This is a genomic window from Olleya sp. R77988 (assembly GCF_044594215.1).
In the GTDB taxonomy this organism is placed as follows: domain Bacteria; phylum Bacteroidota; class Bacteroidia; order Flavobacteriales; family Flavobacteriaceae; genus Olleya.
The window spans coordinates 2,792,823-2,809,903 of record NZ_CP138988.1 but is presented as its reverse complement, the minus strand read 5'-3'; the positions used below and the strand labels follow the sequence as shown (position 1 = coordinate 2,809,903).

Sequence of the window (17,081 nt, the reverse complement as noted above, 5' to 3'; positions counted from 1 at the left end):
AAAAAAATGAACCTTTTTTAAAATTCTACGTCATTAAAGTAGATATGAAAGTTATAAACACACATAAACGAATCATTAATCAACCAAAATCAAAGATTGTTGAATTAATGAAAACACTTGCAACAAATGAGGATAAGGTTTGGCCTCAACAAGATTGGCCTGCAATGCGTTTTAAAAAGGGGTTAAAAGTTGGGTCTTATGGAGGACACGGAATTGTTAGATATACAGTCGAGCAGTTTATTGAAGGTAAGTATATTAAATTCAGGTTTTCTAAGCCAAAAGGATTTAATGGGTTTCATGATTTTGAAATTATTGAAATTAATAATGAGAAAACAGAACTCATTCATACTATTCAGATGGAAACAAAAGGACTGGCTATTTTTAGTTGGATTTTTGCTATTAGATGGTTACACGATGCATTAATAGAGGATGCGTTTGATAATGTAGAAAATTATTTTTCCGAAAACAATAAAAGAACAAAATGGAATCCTTGGGTTAAGTTTTTACGTTTTATTTTTAAACTGATACGATAATAAATCATTGAAAAGTTCAAAAAAAATAGATGCACAATTAGTTGAACAATTCCAATCTGGAAATGCTAAAGCATTAACCGTTTTGGTAAAAAAATGGCATAAAGATTTTTGTATTAAAGCTTATTGGATAGTAAAGGACAAAGATCTTGCTAAAGACATTGCACAAGATAGTTGGAAAGTAATAATTGCAAAAATAAGTGATTTAAAAGACGCTAAAAACTTTGGGAGTTGGGCAATGCGTATTGTGTATTCAAAATCTTTTGATACTTTAAGAGAGTACAATAAACAAAAGTTAAAACAAGAAGAATATGCTAAAACGCATACCATTGAAGATAGCGTTTATCAAGACAACAGTTTGTTAACTAATAGACTTTTAAAAGCTATAAACAAGTTGTCAGAAAAACAACAGATTGTTGTTAAGTTGTTTTATGTAGAAGACTATTCGATTAAAGAAATAAGTAATTTATTGAATATATCAGTAGGTACTACTAAATCAAGATTATTTCATGCAAGAGAACAATTAAAGAAACAAGTAAAACATATAGAAGATGAAAAATAATATGGAAGATATCGACCAATTAATAAAAGAGACCTTAACAAAAGAGGAAGCAAAATTTTATGATTCACTAGAAGAACAAGGTGTTTTAGCAATGATTTTTGGGCTTTTTAAAGGAAAAAACAAATGGTTACTAATTTTAATGAACATAGTAACAGTAGTGTTTTTTGCGCTATTTATTTATTGTGTAATTCAGTTTTTTAATACTAATGACACCAACGAATTAATAAAATGGGCATTAGGTGCTTTGATTTTTATAATAGGAGTAAGCATGTTAAAAGTTTTTGCATGGATGCAAATGGATAAAAACGCATTATTAAGAGAAATAAAACGATTGGAGCTACAAGTATCTTCTTTAGCAGGTAAAATGTCTGATTAACATTTTAAATCGACATTTATATTTAGTAGATTGCAGCTTCTTAGGGATGATTTCTTTCCCACGCTGAATTTTCGATTCTCGCCTTCACTAAAGTTATAGCGAGTTTAGACTTCGAAAGGATAAAGGTAGATAAGGAATGGCTTTTTTATTCACATTAAAAATTATTAAAATGGCTGTTTTAGACCAATTAACATCGCAACAAGCGATGGACTTAGAAAACAAGTATGGTGCACACAATTACCATCCACTTCCAGTAGTACTGAGTAGAGGAGAAGGTGTGTATGTTTGGGATGTAGAAGGAAAAAAATATTATGACTTCCTGTCTGCATACTCAGCAGTAAACCAAGGACATTGTCACCCAAAAATTGTGGGAGCAATGGTCAATCAAGCGCAAACTTTAACTTTAACCTCTCGTGCATTTTACAATGACATGTTGGGAAAATTTGAAAAATATGCGACAGAAACTTTTAAATTTGATAAGTTATTACCAATGAATACAGGTGCAGAAGCAGTAGAAACTGCTTTAAAGCTTTGTAGAAAATGGGCTTATGAAGTTAAAGGGATAGAAGAAAATGAAGCAGAAATTATTGTTTGCGAAAACAATTTTCATGGACGTACAACAACAATTATATCGTTTTCTAACGATCCTGTAGCACGTAAAAACTTTGGTCCTTATACTAAAGGATTTATTAAAATTGAATATGACAACCTTAAAGCACTTGAAGATGCTTTAAATAGTAGTAAAAACATTGCTGGTTTTTTAGTAGAGCCTATCCAAGGTGAAGCTGGAGTATATGTGCCAAGCAAAGGTTATTTAGCTGCTGCTAAAGCACTTTGCAAGAAACATAACGTGTTATTTATTGCTGATGAAGTACAAACAGGAATTGCAAGAACTGGACGTTTATTAGCAACTTGTGGTAATTGTAGTTGTGCAGACAAGCATTGTTCTGGTACACCAGAAGTTAAAGCAGATATCTTAATTTTGGGTAAGGCTTTATCTGGAGGAGCTTATCCAGTAAGTGCAGTGTTAGCAAATGATAATATTATGAATGTTATTAAACCAGGAAACCATGGAAGTACTTTTGGTGGTAACCCTATTGCTGCTGCTATTGGTATTGCTGCTTTAGATGTAATTAAAGATGAAGAATTAGCACAAAACGCTTTTGATTTGGGCGAATTATTTAGAACTGAATTATCTAAATTTGTTGAAACTTCAAGTATTGTTAATGGTGTAAGAGGTAAAGGATTACTTAATGCTATTTTAATCAATGATACAGAAGAAAGTGATACTGCTTGGAATATTTGTATTGCTTTGCGAGATAACGGATTACTTGCAAAACCTACACATGGTAATATTATTAGATTTGCACCACCTTTAGTCATGACTAAAGAGCAACTATTAGATTGTGTTAGTATTATAATTAAAACTTTAAAGCAGTTTGAAAAATAATAAATGCAATTTATTATAAACTTAAAAAGGATGTTACTAATTTAGTAACATCCTTTTTTTATACAAGTTTTCTAACTTAGTTTTTAATCACTATTTTTTTGCTTAATAACTGATGATCATCAGATTTAATTTTAGCGACATAAACACCATCACTTAAGTTTTTAGTAGATACAGTTATAAGTTGAGTATTATTTGATAATGTCTTTTTAATAATTTGCTTTCCTGTTACATCAAACAACTCTATTGTCTTTAACATCAATGCATTTGGGTTTTTTATAACCAAATTGCTATTTGTATTATCTTGTAATACAATTAAGTTTTCTTCAATTAAATCGTTGCTACTTAATGCGTTTTCTTGTTGGAAAGTTACCTCAAAACGGTTGCTGTAATTACCACTTGGTAAATTAATTTCAAAATCTTGTTGTCTTAAATCGTAATAAGTATCGTTTTCTAAATCATGTATGAAAATTGGTTGATTGGCATCAAAATTTTGAATATCAAAAATCCTAAAACGTATTAATTGTTGATCGTCTAAATTTAAATCTAAAGGAATAGTTAAACTAACATCATAAGTATTGGCTTGAGTAACTAATGCTTTATTATTTTGTATCCAAGTAATATCAGAATCTAAAGCTTGGTATATTTTACTTTCTAAACCATAATCTTCACCATTAGTAGCAGTATCATGAAAATTATGTAATAATTGACGTGTATATAAGTTGTTAAAATCTATGTTTAGCCTAAAACGTTTATAGTCAGAAGGTACAATCACTAAGCCATCTTCAGTGTATTGAGGTAGGTTTAGAGCTGTGTTTTCATCATTTTGAGAAGTTCTAAAAAACTCGCTATTTACACTTGATTCTCTATAATAAGCACGATGACTATCTGAGGTTAATACAGATCCTGTTGCAGCACCTCTAACCATAAAACCTTGACCAATTGGAATATAGCGTCTGACTTGTTTTCCTGTAGTTGAAGCTGATCCAGTTGTATTTAATGTTCCGTCTGAGTTGTAAGAATCAAAAGTGGCTGGAACAAAAGAAGGTACAGTTCCTGCTGAATTAATTGTAAAACTTGCATAACCACCTCTATAACTAGTTAAAATATGCGAACTAACTGTTTGATCATGTTCCCAAAAGTATAATGATGCTGTATCTAATAAAGATATATTATTTGTGTCATGAATAAATAATGCAGAATCCAAAGCAGATGGATAAGGATTACCAATTAAAGTTTCCTGACCTATAGTTATAGATGTACTAATTTCGCCTTCATTTGGTTTACCTCTAAAGTCATATTGTTGACCAGAAGCAGGAGTGGATCCAATGGTTCCTTTCATTGTAAAGCCATAACCAGAATCTACAGTTCCAGATTCACCTACATAATCCCATTCGCTATAAGCAACACCTGGATCATATTTCCAGAGCCAATAACTAGCTATATTTAAAGGGCTACTTGTACCATTATATGCAGTGGTACTATAACCTGCTAGGTTACTATTTGTTAAATCTACAACATCAAATATGTTTTGATTTGGGATAAATATTGAATTTCCAGTTGTATTAGCAGAAACATTTCCAACTGGAGAACACCAATAATTATAAGCATAATTATGGGTTGTTCCTTCTTGATAAACGCTTAGTCTTCCTAATCCAGAATTTCCAGTAGTGCTTGCACCTTGGATAAGTTGAGCTTCATCCCTAAGATAGAAACGTGTGTTAGCTTCTGTTAAATTTACTTCATCTTCAACAAAAACAACTTCATCTGTAACAAATATATATGAATTGTTTCTTACTGTAAGCTGTGCTATGCTTAACTGTAAAGAAAAAATTATAAATAGATACGTTAATTTTTTTTTCATTTTAAAAATCAATTTTCAGAATTTTCTGTCAAAATATTAATTTTATTTTCCAAAACTACTAATTTTTCTTCCAAAGTTTCAATTTTAGAGTTCTGATTTTTAATCATAACTTGTTGTTCTTTTAAAGCCTCTACAAGTACAGGTACAATTGCAGTATAATCTACAACATTAATTTGCTTACTTGTGTAAGTATTTGTTGCGGAGGATTCTGGGCTTAAATTGTCATTAGATATTTTTACTTTTTTTAAAGCAACAGCATGTGGCAAAAACTGCTTAATGTTTTGTGCTAAAAATCCATAATGGTATTGATTGTTGTTGGAGCGTTTTGAATTAAACTGATTTAAGTCATACTTATATTGATAACCTCCAATACTAGAAATTTTTTCTAATGCATTTTTTATTGGAGTGATATTGGTTTTTGTTCTTGCATCAGACACATTATATAATCCATTAACATAACCTAATCCACCTTCAAAAAAGCCACCAAACCCAAACCAAGTTCCTGTTGTTGGAATAGAGCCATATACACCATAAGCATCAGAGCTATTTGAAGCTCCAAATACACCATTACTAAAACCTGTTGCAGCAATATGCAAACCAAAGATTCCAGAATACGTTCCGTTTGTTACACCTTCAATTGCATTATAACCATTGGTTGCATTAGTGTTGTAACCAGATAAAGACAAACCGTCTGTGCCAGAATTAACAGTATCAAACAATGCATTTGCACCAATGTTTCCATTATTTACTATCTGAAATTGAGACGCTGGTGTACTTGTATTTACACCAATACTATTGGTACTTGCGTCAATAAAAAACAAATTAGATTGTGTGGTGCTCTCTACCCTAAAGTCATGATTACCACCAGACTCGTTAAAGATAGCATCTTCATTTACAGTTAATTGTGCAGTTGGATTAGTTAATCCAATACCAACTTGAGAGAAACATAGGAAAGGCATAATTAGTATAATTAATAGAAGCTTTCCTTTTAAAAAAAGAGTAGTTTTGTACATAATATATAAGATTAATAGCAATCTTAAATTATGAAATTATTTTTTTGAACTCATATTTATTAGTTAAAATGCTAAAAAACACTATTAAGTACTATATTTTCATACTGTTAGGAGCAATTGTTGCAATTTATGCTAATGCCAATGAAGAGCAAAACCTGTTGCTATTAATTGGTGGAATTTTTATATTAATGTTTGGTGTTTATAATTTGCAAGCGACTATACCAAGTAAAAAAGAGAAAGACACTTTTGTCGAATCTGAACCTTTTGATGAAGAAGAATGAATTTTAAAGTAGGACATAAAGTTGAAGTTTTAGATGATGCATTGTCTGGGAAAATAATCGCTATTAATGGAGCCATTATAACTATTGAAACAGATGAAGGTTTTGAACTAGACTATAAAGCTTCAGAATTAATTAAAAAAAAATCTGTTGCACTTAAAAATAATGTGTTTAAATCTGCTTCAATTAATCAGGTGCTTTCTGAAAAAACGAATAAAAAAAGACAACCTACAGTAAAAGTGAAACCAAAAAACCGTCATGAACCAATGATGGAAGTGGATTTACATCTGCATAAATTAATTGATAATGAAAGAGGCATGTCTAATTATGACAAGTTAAATCTACAGTTAGATACCGCTAGACACAAACTTGAGTTTGCTATGCGTAAACGTATCCAAAAAATTGTATTTATTCATGGAGTAGGAGAAGGTGTGTTAAAAATGGAGTTAGAAACTCTTTTTAGTCGTTACGATAATATAAAGTATTATGCAGCAGATTATAAAAAATACGGTTTAGGTGCAACAGAGGTTTATATACTGCAAAACCCTAAATAATATTAAATAAAAGGAGGTGTTACAGTCCTTTCTGTATCTAATATAGAGTCACTTCCGTCTATAGAATTTAATGTTCCAAACTCTGTTTCTTCGTATAAAATCTCAGGGAATTCTATATCTTCCAAAAATAATTTAATTGTAAATGTTTGTTGTATTGTATGCGATCTAAATTCTACTGCAACAGTTGGAGCTGTTATATCTGTATTTAAATAATCAGGATTAGTTGTACCAGTGTAGTCATTAGTTGGATTTAAATCTCCATTTAGATCTTCATCTCTAGTATTTGTACCGTCTCCATCATCATCATTATCTAGATAATTAGGTATACCATCATCATCTGTATCTAATGCATTATTTAGCCCATCGGTTTCAGTATAATTAACACTTTCGCTTATAGTTAATACATTATCTCCATCATCATCAACATCTAAATAGTTTGGTAGGCCATCACCATCAGTGTCTAAAGGGTTTGTGGTATGATCATCATCTCCATCTAGATTATCATCTTCTAACTCAGCAGGAATACCATCGTCATCATCTTCAATTAATTCCATTGTAAAATAAGCAGTTCCACTTGTTGATGTAAATTCTTCTACTATTTGTATTCCATTTGGAGGTACATCATTACAGAAAAAATTTGTTGGATCACTTGTGTAGCTTCTAAATTTAAATAGCCCAGAAACTGAGATGTCTGAAGTTACATTAGCTATTAAATTAACCAATAAATCATTAGTTGCATTGGTTTCGGTTTCTATTAAATCTTCAATAGTAAAACTTGGACTGTCTAATTGTAATGATAATGTTTCGTTTGGGTCTGTTTTAACTTTATAAAACACCAAATCTCCACAAGCTTCAAAAGTATCCTCAAAATCTAATTCTGTGGTAATAATATCTCCATCATCACAAGAAAAAAGACCTAAAAAAAGTATAGATAGTACTAAAAAATTACGCATTGTTTACAGGTTTTAAAACACAAAAATAATAGAATTGTCAAACTTATAACGTTGCTAAAGACAATTAATTTTATTTAAACTATTTTTGTGCTCAATAATACAAAAAAAGTAATGAAATCCGTTTATTTTGATAGTGCTGCCACAACGCAGTTAAGACCAGAAGTTATAGACAAAATGACGCAAGTTATGCGTGATTGTTATGGTAATGCCTCTTCAACTCATAGTTTTGGACGTGATGCAAAATCAATAATTGAGCAAGCTAGAAAAACGGTTGCAAAATATTTAAACGTGACTGCTTCAGAGATTGTATTTACATCTGGAGGTACAGAAGCAGATAATTTAGCATTATTTAGTGCAGTAAGAGATTTAGGTATTGAAAACATTATAACGTCTAGAATAGAGCATCATGCTGTTTTGTATACTGTAAACCAATTAGAAAAACAGTTTGGAATTACTGTCAATTACGTAGATTTAGATGAATGTGGTCATGTAGATTATAAACATCTTGAAACATTATTACAAACTTCAAAAAAGACTTTGGTTAGTTTAATGCACGTTAATAATGAAGTAGGAAACATTTTAGACATTAAGCGTGTTGGTAATTTATGTAAGCTTAACAATGCTATGTTCCATAGTGACACTGTACAATCTGTAGGTCATTATACATTAGATTTACAAGAGATTAATATAGATTTTATGGCTGTAAGTGCACATAAATTTCATGGACCTAAAGGTGTCGGTTTTGCTTTTGTTAGAAAAAACACAGGATTAAAACCCTTGATTTTTGGAGGAGAACAAGAGAGAGGAAACAGAGCAGGTACAGAAGGTGTACATAATATTGTTGGTTTAGAGGAAGCTTTAAAATTATCTTATGATAATTTAGAAGAAGAAAAAGAGTATATCATAGATTTAAAAAAATATTTTATTAAGCAGTTAAGCCAAAATTTTACTGGAGTTACTTTTAATGGAAGTTGCGCTAATTTTGAAAAAAGCACTTATACTGTAATTAATGTTTGTTTGCCAATAGCACCAGAAAAATCTCCAATATTATTGTTTCAATTAGATTTAAAAGGTATTGCTTGTTCTAAAGGTAGTGCTTGTCAAAGTGGTAGCTCAAAAGGTAGTCATGTATTATCACAAATTTTATGTGATGATGATATGAAAAAACCATCCTTGCGGTTTTCATTATGTAAATACAATACTAAAGACGAAATAGATTATGTTATTGAGGTGTTAAAAGAATTTATTTAAGACGTTTTATATTGTACTTTTACAATATATAAAACCTTTGTGTTAAACTATTCCACTTACTTACATTCTAAATCAACCCAATGGGTCACTTTTGTCCATGGAGCTGGAGGAAGCAGTTCTATTTGGTATAAACAGTTGCGTGATTTTAAAGCTCAATTTAATGTGCTTATTTTAGATTTACGTGGTCATGGTAATAGCAAACCAAAATTAAAAGACACATTTAACTCTAAATATACTTTTGATTCTATAACAAATGATATTCTTGAGGTTGTAAATTATCTTAACATTAAGTCTTCGCATTTTGTAGGTATTTCTTTAGGTACAATTTTAATTAAAAATTTAGCCAAGAAACATCCAGGTAGAGTAGATAGTATGATCCTTGGAGGTGCAGTCATGAAACTTAATTTTCGCTCGCAAATCTTAATGAAGCTAGGTGTTGTCTTTAAAAGTGTTGTGCCATATATGTATTTATATCGTTTTTTTGCTTTTATAATAATGCCAAGAAAAAACCATAAAGCATCACGCTTATTATTTGTCAATGAAGCTAAAAAATTATATCAGAAAGAATTTATTAGATGGTTTAAATTAACATCAGAAATTAACCCTCTATTACGTTTTTTTAGAGAAAAAGACATCAAAATCCCAACACTTTATGTCATGGGATCTGAAGATCATTTATTTTTACCATCTATAAAAAGCATAGTAAAAACACATATTACCTCAACATTGTTTATAATTGAAAAAAGTGGACATGTTGTAAATATTGAACAACCAGCTGTGTTTAATGCTACAACAATTAGTTTTATAAATTCAAAGTAAGATCTGTTTACCCAAAAAACAGGTTATGCATATAGCGTCCTGGCATAAAAGTAAAGGCTCCAGCAATTAAAATAGCTCCAATATATAAACCAATCATTTTACCTTTATGAGCTTTAACGTTTCCTTTTTTTATAGCTATATACGCTGTTGGAACTGTATAAATTGTTAATACACTAAACAAGTGTATCCATCCAAAGTGGTTAAACAATTGTGGTCCAACATATGCTGGCATAAATAAAGTGACAATTGCAGTAAACAACATTAAAACCATATAAATACGACCAATAATTTTATGTATTTGTGTGCCTTTTTTTAAAATAAAACTAATAGTCCCTAAAATAAAAGCAGGAAGTATTGTTGCAAGATGTATGTACATTAAGGTTTGATAGGACATGATGTATTGGGTTAGTTATACATCAAAATTACTTTAATAGTAAAAGTATTTAAAATAAATTTTACTGAAGTGTAGGATTTTAAGATTGAACTGTTAGTTTTTTAATTTATAAGCAATAGCTGCTTTATTATCGAAAAATATAATAAGCTCTTTTGCGGAAGGATGTTTAGAAAGGTCTACTTCAAATTCCAATGTGTCATCATTTTTGACAATGTCAATATCAAGAAACTGTTTTTTTACAGAAATTGAAACATTACTAATCTTTTTTTTAGATTTAAATACAAACTTTACCAGTTTAGATTTTGATTTAATAAGCGTACCTAATTTTGGAGAAATAACATCAAAATAGTAACCATAATATAAAGGATTGTTTAAATATTTTTCTTTAGAAATAGGCTTGTCTAGAAGTGCGTCTTTATAATTGTTTGGATAATGTTTAAGAATAAAATACTTTGGAAGCGTTAAAAAATATTTATAGTCTATTCCGTTATTCTTTGTTTTATCAACTCCCCAAGTTGCATCAATTAAATATTTTTTATTATCAATTTCCACAATATTCCAGGCGTGTGATGCATTGAATCGTTTGCCAATATCAGACGTTTTTGTTTTAGCACTACCAGTTACAATTTTTGATTTTATGTTTAATTCTGTACATAATTGACTAAAAAGAGTTGCATAACCTTCACAAACTGCTATTTTTTTTGACATAACTCTTTTAGTTAGTTTGCTTATTTTTTTATCACTTTTCTTTTTGTAATCTTCAACTGTATAATAACTAAAGGTAACCGCACCTTTTTCTTTAATATCATATGTTATGTTGCTAGTTATTCAATTGTATACAGCTCTAACTTTGTCAAAATTATTAGTAAAATCTTTTTCGATTTGTTCTGTAAGCTTTACTGTGGATTTATAACTCGGATAAGCTTTTACTAGAGAATCTACCCTTTTGTAATCTTGAGAAAAAGATATAAAGTTGATTAAGAAAACTAATAAATAAATTAACTGTTTCATTCTTTTTCAATAACTGCTTCAGAGCATTGGTTTGTTAATTCAAAAGTGAGGCCATTAAATATAAATAAACAACTACATTGCTTTTCTTTTATATCCTCTTCGTAATCAACATCCTCTTCATTATTAGTTTCTTTACAACTGCATTCATGATAATTTAAATCGTCAGTTTCGTAAAAAACAGAAAGCGCAAACTCTGATGGATTGTAAAAAATCTTAGAGTCGTAAGATCTGGATTCTACACTAAAATTAAACTCTTGATTAAAATATCCATCTTTAAAATAAACTAAAGACACATAGTCATAAAAACACATACCACAAGTTCTGACACTTCCAATTAGTAAATACTTTGTGCCTTCTCTTGATGAGATTGTATCTATAGAATAATAACCGTCTGCATTAAAAACAGAGTTTTCATCTTCGTCATAAGTTTCAAAAACCTTTATATATTCTTCGTTTTTTTTATAATAAATATATGATAGACTACTTTGGTAAGAGCCTCCAGATTTGGCATGTAATGTTAAGTTGTGTAGTTTGTTATCTTCAGATTTAATGTAATTAATATTAGAATATAATTGATTTTTTAGATTAAATTCTTCAACAGATTTTATTATAAAGACTGTGTTTAAAAGTTTTGAAATCTTATCCTGTATGATTGAGATAGCTGCATAACTTTCAATAGAATCGTTTACAACTTCATCTGTGCCTTCAAACACAAGTAGCTCTATCTTACTTAATTTTAAATCTTTGTAGTGGTATAAATCTCCATGAGGAGATAATGTTTCATAAACCTTTAATTGCTCATTTAATTTATTAATAGCTGTTTTTGCAAGTTTACTTTGAGCAAAAGACAAAGTGCTTACTAAACAAATAAAAAGGAGACTAAACAATTTCATTTTAAAAACGCATAGTAGTTCTTACGTTAAATACACGAGGTGTTAAGTAGTTTGGTATAGCGTATTGACGTTTACTGTAAACATCTCTAACCCAAGTATTGGTAATAGAGTTTTGTACGTTAAACACGTTAAAAATCTCAAATCCAAAAGATAATTCTTTAAATGCTTTTTTCCAACCACTATCAAATTGCTTGTCTTTATCGACTAATACAAATTGGAATCCAATATCTGCACGTTTGTAATCTGGGAGTCTACTTTGAAAAACATATGGGTCTGCATAACTAGGTGATCCACCAGGTAAACCTGTATTGTAAACCAAGTTTAAATACATTTTCATACTTGGGATATTGGGTACATAATCTTGGAATAATGCAGCAAATTTTAAGCGTTGATCTGTTGGTCTTGGTATGTAACCTCTGTTATTTATGTTTTCTTCAGTTTTTAAATAACCAAAACTAAACCAACTTTCTGTTCCAGGAACAAACTCTCCATTTAAACGTAAATCCAGACCGTAAGCATAAGCTTCTGCTGTATTATTAGCTCTGTATCTAATACGTACATTTTCTAATGTATAAGGATTAACGTCTGTTAGTTTTTTATAATAGGCTTCACTTGTTAATTTAAAGGGTCTGTCCCACATTTTAAAACTATAATCATTACCTAAAACTAAGTGTATAGATTTTTGGGCTTTTACGTCTGGTTGCACAACACCATTTTGATCTCGTAACTCTCTGTAAAAAGGAGGTTGATAATATAATCCACCACTTAATCTAAATAGCATATCCTTGTCCCAATTTGGTTTTATAGCAAATTGTGCTCTTGGGCTAAATACGTTTTGTGTTACATTTTGTGCAGTAGCTTCATCATTAACTGTCCAATTGTGTGTTCTTACACCTGCGTTATACCACACATCATGCTCACCAAGTGTTGCTCTTTTACTCCATTGTAAATACGCTTGCATTCTGGTAATCTGCGTGTTGTTTCTTGACGATACATTTTGATAGGCTTCTAAAGGACCTTGATAGGCAGTATAGGGTTGATCATTAAATGCATCAGAATTTGGTGGATTTATTGAAAATCCAGCAGAATCTATGACTTCCCATTCTATTAATCTATCACGTATATCTTCATTGGTGTACTTGACAGAAAATTTAAATTCGTTTTCGTTTTTTGTATAGGTTCCTTTAGCTTCAACTGTTGTGATTAATGCATCCAAATCATTACGACCATGATTAAGTTGGCTACCAATACCTTCTGCAAATTCTACTTCACCAAGGTTTTCATCTCCAATATTACTATTAACTTCTCCTAAAGCATATTGTGCTAAAATGTCAAAATATTCTTCTTCTGTAGTGTGATAAGTAGACGTTACTAATGCTAATGATAAGTCATCATTAACATCATAATTTGCGCTTAAAGCACCAAAAAGAGTTTGGTATTTATCTTTTTCTTGACCTTGATATTGTACTACTAATGCTAAAGGATTATCTAAAGTACCAAAATTAGTCTGACGTGTTAATGGTGTATAATTGTATCTGTTAAGTGATGCATTACCTAAAAAACTAACTTCTAATTTATCTGTAAACTGATAGGTTAAATAACTTTGTACGTCTGCAAAAGTAGGTTTAAAGTTTGTTTCAGTCTCTTTTGCATTTACCAGAAGACTATTGTCTCTGTATCTTAATCCAATTATTCCTGTAAATTTAGAATCATCGCTTGCAGTTTCTACTGCAACGCTTCCACCTAAAAGACTTACATCTGCTGCAACACCAAATTCTGTAGGTTTTTTATAAGTAATATCTAAAACAGAAGACAATTTGTCTCCATATTTTGCTTGAAAACCTCCAGCAGAAAAATCTACGTTTTCAACCAAATCCGTGTTAATAAAGCTTAGACCTTCTTGTTGTCCAGAGCGCACTAAAAAGGGTCTGTATACTTCTATTCCGTTTACATATACTAGATTTTCATCATAGTTTCCACCTCTTACAGAATATTGTGTGCTCAATTCGTTATTACTACTAACTCCAGGAAGAGTTTTTAAAAGGTTTTCTACACCAGCTTGTGCTCCAGGTATTTTTTTTAAAGCTGCAGGATCAATATTTACAATACCTTCAATATCTTTTCTTTTTTTACCACTAATAATAACGGTTTCAATTTGCTCTATATCTTCTTTCATTACAGGATTAAACTGTATAGTTTCTCCGTTTTTTAAGTTGAAAGTTGCTGTAATGTTTTTATGCGTTACATGAGAAAACACTACTTTTACATCTGTATTTGCAGGTATTTTAAGTAAATAGTAACCATTGGTGTTAGTTTGGGCTCCAAACTCTCCACTTTTAATGTTTACTGCATCTATAGGTTGATTAAATTCGTTTAAAATAACTCCTTTTATAGTTCCTGTTTGTGCTAAACAGAATAGAGGAAGTAAAAAAGCGAGTAGTTTTAAGGTATAGTTAGGTTTTTTCAAAGTATAATTTATTTTCTAAAAAAGCTTGTTTCAAATGTAGTGCTATTTCCTACATTATCTGTAACAATAAGTTTTAAATTGTTCTTAGTATCTGTAACGACATTATCATTAAAATCGTATGTTAATGTCTTTGTTTTATAATCGTATTCCATTAATATCCATTCATCATTTATGGTTGCTCTGTAGTTGGAAATACCAGTTTCTTTATCGTCAATTTTAATTTTTAAAAAGCGATATTTACTTAACCATTGTCCATCTTTAAACCTAACAGGAGTTACAGTTGGATTAACAGTGTCTCTTGCTAAGCAATACGTTCCTAAATTATTTGTTCTAGTGTATAATGTATTGGCTTCTTGTTTGGTAGAAGAGTAACTTAAAAAGTCATTCCAACCCACTAGACGTGCAATATACATTTGTTTTAAATCTTCTGGACTATAACCTGAAGTATCATAAGAGATTTTAAAATATTTTTTGACAGCTTTATTGTTTTTGTGTAATTTTATTGTGTCACCATTAACTCTAAAATCTATGAAAAAGTCATCATAAAAGGTTTGTTTTGGGAACTCTACTTTAATATTCCTATTATCTAATATTGATACTTCACTTGATTTGACATAATATGGAGATGTAAAACCGCTTTCTACATCATCTGGTTGTTTGTCTTCTCCTTTAATATTAATATCAATATTTGTTGTATTGCCTTCAAAGTCTGTGATTTTTATTTTATAAACACTAGAATTTGTATCATAAATCATCAAATAACCATCATCAGTCAAGTTTTGATACATACTTAATGGATTGTTAGTGTCTAAAAATAATTTTTGAAGACGCTCTTTTTCGTCTTTAAAGTGTTTGTAATCTATAAAACGGTTAAGGTGTCTAGACTCGTCAAAAGAAAACCTTTTAAAGTCAATGGTAGAGTTTGGCATTCCGTTATAAAATGTTTCAATTTTAAAAACACCATTTTTATTGGCAGCTAAATCTTGCATATCCACAGTATTGATTGCAAAACCAATTTTACCATAAGCTGTTAAGTCTTCAACCTTATAATCTCCATTTTTTAAAGGAATTAGTCTTAGTTTTTGTTTTAGATTTGAGCCATTAACATGAGCTAAATCATCTATTGGGTAAGCGTAAACACTCCTTACCATTGGTTTTTTAGTGTCTTTAACCTTTAATCCAAATAGAAGAGGGTTTATCGGTCTCTCTTGATTGTCTCTAATTTCAAAATGAAGGTGTGGACCACCAGAACCACCAGAATTTCCTGTGTAGGCAAAAACTTCGCCTTGTGTTACAATTAGGTCATTAAGGTCAGGAAATAATTCAATTTCATAACTTTCCTTTTCATATTGACGTTTTTTAACATAATCCTCAATTTTTTTAGAAAAACGCTGTAAATGACCATGTACAGTAACATATCCATTTGGATGAGTAATATATATAGCCTTTCCATAACCAAAATGAGACACTTTAATTCTACTAACATAACCACTAGCAGTTGCATAAACATTTAAGCCTTCTCTTTGTTTAGTTTTAATATCTAATCCAGAATGAAAATGATTACTTCTAAGCTCTGCAAAAGTACCAGACAATACTAATTCTATATCTAAAGGCGATCTAAAATAATCTTGAGGGTAGATATCTTGTGCTTGACTAAAAGTTGTAAAAAAAACGAATAATAAAAGTGTGTATCGCATAAATATTTGGTTACTGCTAAAATAAAGATAAGGTTTTAATTACCAAAGAAAATCAAAGACTAAGCCATACTATTGATAATGAGATAAATTAAACAGTAAATAAAAATTTATGAAAATTTAATTGAAAAGTGTTAAGGTTTGATTAACTTTGTAAGATAAGTTATAGTATTAGTACATGAGTAAGATTGAAACCATTGTTGATGCTCTAGAAAATAAAATTAGTAAAGTCTTACACAGACAACAAGTTTTAAAACTAGAAAACGCAAAGCTTAAAGAAGCTTTAGAACAATCTCAATCTAATGTAGTTGCAAAGGATTTAGAGTTAGAGACTTGGCACGAAAAGTATAACACTTTAAAAATGGCTAATACCATACTAGGCAGTGACAATGATAAACGAGAAACAAAGCTCAAAATAAATACATTAATTAGAGAAATTGACTATTGTATAAGTCAGCTTTCAAGTTAATGTTTACATAGTTTTTATGGCAGACACGCTTAAAATAAAATTATCTATAGCAAACAGAGTCTATCCATTAACTATAGCACCTAGTCAAGAAGAAGGGTTGCGATTAGCAGCAAAAAAAATTGAGGCTATGATTACAAAATTTGAGCAAAGCTATTCTGTTAGAGATAAGCAAGATGTATTAGCCATGTGTGCTTTGCAATTTGCAAGTCAAGTAGAACAGAAAGCTCTAGATAAAGACCATGTGTCGGAACATGTACAAGATAAGTTAGAAGCTTTAAATAACATGTTGCAATCACATCTTAGTTTATAATACGTTCTTATAACATAACAATAATAGGTTACTGCCTACATTAATTATTTTTTTGATAAACTCAACAGTTAATTCTTTAAAAAGGGTGAGTTTTAAGTTGTAAAAGCATGCTGCTAATAGTTTACTATTTAGGCAGACCCTTGATCATCTTGTTAGCCCTAAACGTGTTTTTAAGGAGTTTATACAAAACCAAAAT

At 30.2% G+C, this 17,081-nt stretch carries 18 protein-coding genes and 1 other RNA gene; 11 read left to right on the top strand and 8 right to left on the bottom strand.

The window, feature by feature from the left end:
- The first annotated feature begins 107 nt into the window (after positions 1–107).
- The 4 genes from SJY17_RS12730 to rocD all read left to right on the top strand — a co-directional run bounded on the left by SJY17_RS12730 (position 108) and on the right by rocD (position 2,918).
- Positions 108–533, top strand: coding sequence for a hypothetical protein (locus SJY17_RS12730; RefSeq protein ID WP_397362939.1), 426 nt, complete (start codon positions 108–110; stop codon positions 531–533).
- A 7-nt stretch (positions 534–540) separates the two neighbouring features.
- Complete coding sequence (locus SJY17_RS12725; RefSeq protein ID WP_397362938.1) at positions 541–1,092, top strand: RNA polymerase sigma factor; 552 nt, start codon at positions 541–543, stop codon at positions 1,090–1,092.
- Positions 1,082–1,468 carry a DUF6768 family protein gene (locus SJY17_RS12720; RefSeq protein ID WP_397362937.1) on the top strand — a complete coding sequence of 129 codons (387 nt, stop codon included), beginning with the start codon at positions 1,082–1,084 and terminating at the stop codon, positions 1,466–1,468. The genes SJY17_RS12725 and SJY17_RS12720 overlap by 11 nt, the downstream gene beginning before the upstream one ends.
- A gap of 169 nt (positions 1,469–1,637) precedes the next feature.
- Positions 1,638–2,918: an ornithine--oxo-acid transaminase gene (rocD, locus tag SJY17_RS12715; protein ID WP_397362936.1), complete on the top strand. Its 1,281-nt coding sequence runs from the start codon at positions 1,638–1,640 to the stop codon at positions 2,916–2,918.
- A 76-nt stretch (positions 2,919–2,994) separates the two neighbouring features.
- On the opposite strand, the gene SJY17_RS12710 is transcribed toward rocD, so the two are convergent.
- Both SJY17_RS12710 and SJY17_RS12705 read right to left on the bottom strand, forming a co-directional pair.
- Entirely contained in the window at positions 2,995–4,779 is a 1,785-nt protein-coding gene (locus SJY17_RS12710; RefSeq protein WP_397362935.1) for a T9SS type A sorting domain-containing protein, read from the bottom strand.
- Positions 4,780–4,787: 8 nt separating this feature from the next.
- Positions 4,788–5,792 (bottom strand): tail fiber domain-containing protein, encoded by a 1,005-nt coding sequence (locus SJY17_RS12705; protein WP_397362934.1) that lies wholly within the window; start codon positions 5,790–5,792, stop codon positions 4,788–4,790.
- Positions 5,793–5,860: 68 nt separating this feature from the next.
- Between SJY17_RS12705 and SJY17_RS12700 the strand changes: the two genes are divergently transcribed.
- Both SJY17_RS12700 and SJY17_RS12695 read left to right on the top strand, forming a co-directional pair.
- Positions 5,861–6,073, top strand: a complete 213-nt coding sequence (locus tag SJY17_RS12700) for a hypothetical protein (RefSeq protein WP_397362933.1) — start codon at positions 5,861–5,863, stop codon at positions 6,071–6,073.
- Complete coding sequence (locus tag SJY17_RS12695; RefSeq protein ID WP_397362932.1) at positions 6,070–6,624, top strand: Smr/MutS family protein; 555 nt, start codon at positions 6,070–6,072, stop codon at positions 6,622–6,624. The genes SJY17_RS12700 and SJY17_RS12695 overlap by 4 nt, the downstream gene beginning before the upstream one ends.
- 2 nt (positions 6,625–6,626) lie before the next feature.
- On the opposite strand, the gene SJY17_RS12690 is transcribed toward SJY17_RS12695, so the two are convergent.
- The gene (locus SJY17_RS12690) at positions 6,627–7,577 is read right to left on the bottom strand and encodes a hypothetical protein (protein WP_397362931.1); all 951 of its coding nucleotides are present in this window, start codon (positions 7,575–7,577) and stop codon (positions 6,627–6,629) included.
- 111 nt (positions 7,578–7,688) lie between these two features.
- Between SJY17_RS12690 and SJY17_RS12685 the strand changes: the two genes are divergently transcribed.
- Positions 7,689–8,828 (top strand): cysteine desulfurase family protein, encoded by a 1,140-nt coding sequence (locus SJY17_RS12685; RefSeq protein WP_397362930.1) that lies wholly within the window; start codon positions 7,689–7,691, stop codon positions 8,826–8,828.
- A 39-nt stretch (positions 8,829–8,867) separates the two neighbouring features.
- On the top strand, positions 8,868–9,647 hold the full coding sequence (locus SJY17_RS12680) for an alpha/beta fold hydrolase (RefSeq protein WP_397362929.1): 780 nt from the start codon (positions 8,868–8,870) through the stop codon (positions 9,645–9,647).
- Between the two features lie 7 nt (positions 9,648–9,654).
- Here the strand turns inward: SJY17_RS12680 and SJY17_RS12675 are convergent, their stop codons facing one another.
- The 5 genes from SJY17_RS12675 to SJY17_RS12655 all read right to left on the bottom strand — a co-directional run bounded on the left by SJY17_RS12675 (position 9,655) and on the right by SJY17_RS12655 (position 16,109).
- Positions 9,655–10,041 carry a DUF2306 domain-containing protein gene (locus SJY17_RS12675; RefSeq protein ID WP_397362928.1) on the bottom strand — a complete coding sequence of 129 codons (387 nt, stop codon included), beginning with the start codon at positions 10,039–10,041 and terminating at the stop codon, positions 9,655–9,657.
- A 93-nt stretch (positions 10,042–10,134) separates the two neighbouring features.
- Entirely contained in the window at positions 10,135–10,857 is a 723-nt protein-coding gene (locus SJY17_RS12670) for a transglutaminase domain-containing protein (RefSeq protein WP_397364881.1), read from the bottom strand.
- A 191-nt stretch (positions 10,858–11,048) separates the two neighbouring features.
- Positions 11,049–11,945 (bottom strand): hypothetical protein, encoded by an 897-nt coding sequence (locus tag SJY17_RS12665; RefSeq protein WP_397362927.1) that lies wholly within the window; start codon positions 11,943–11,945, stop codon positions 11,049–11,051.
- A gap of 1 nt (position 11,946) precedes the next feature.
- Positions 11,947–14,412, bottom strand: coding sequence for a TonB-dependent receptor plug domain-containing protein (locus SJY17_RS12660; protein ID WP_397362926.1), 2,466 nt, complete (start codon positions 14,410–14,412; stop codon positions 11,947–11,949).
- Between the two features lie 8 nt (positions 14,413–14,420).
- A complete protein-coding gene (locus SJY17_RS12655) occupies positions 14,421–16,109 on the bottom strand; it encodes a M23 family metallopeptidase (protein WP_397362925.1) in 1,689 nt (562 codons plus the stop codon).
- A 175-nt stretch (positions 16,110–16,284) separates the two neighbouring features.
- Here SJY17_RS12655 and SJY17_RS12650 point away from each other — a divergent pair, with 175 nt between their 5' ends.
- The 3 genes from SJY17_RS12650 (at position 16,285) to ssrS (ending at position 17,066) form a co-directional block, all read left to right on the top strand.
- The gene (locus SJY17_RS12650) at positions 16,285–16,575 is read left to right on the top strand and encodes a hypothetical protein (RefSeq protein WP_397362924.1); all 291 of its coding nucleotides are present in this window, start codon (positions 16,285–16,287) and stop codon (positions 16,573–16,575) included.
- A gap of 16 nt (positions 16,576–16,591) precedes the next feature.
- Positions 16,592–16,885: a cell division protein ZapA gene (locus SJY17_RS12645; protein WP_397362923.1), complete on the top strand. Its 294-nt coding sequence runs from the start codon at positions 16,592–16,594 to the stop codon at positions 16,883–16,885.
- Positions 16,886–16,944: 59 nt separating this feature from the next.
- Positions 16,945–17,066, top strand: a non-coding RNA gene (gene ssrS / locus SJY17_RS12640) — 6S RNA.
- Positions 17,067–17,081 lie beyond the last annotated feature (15 nt).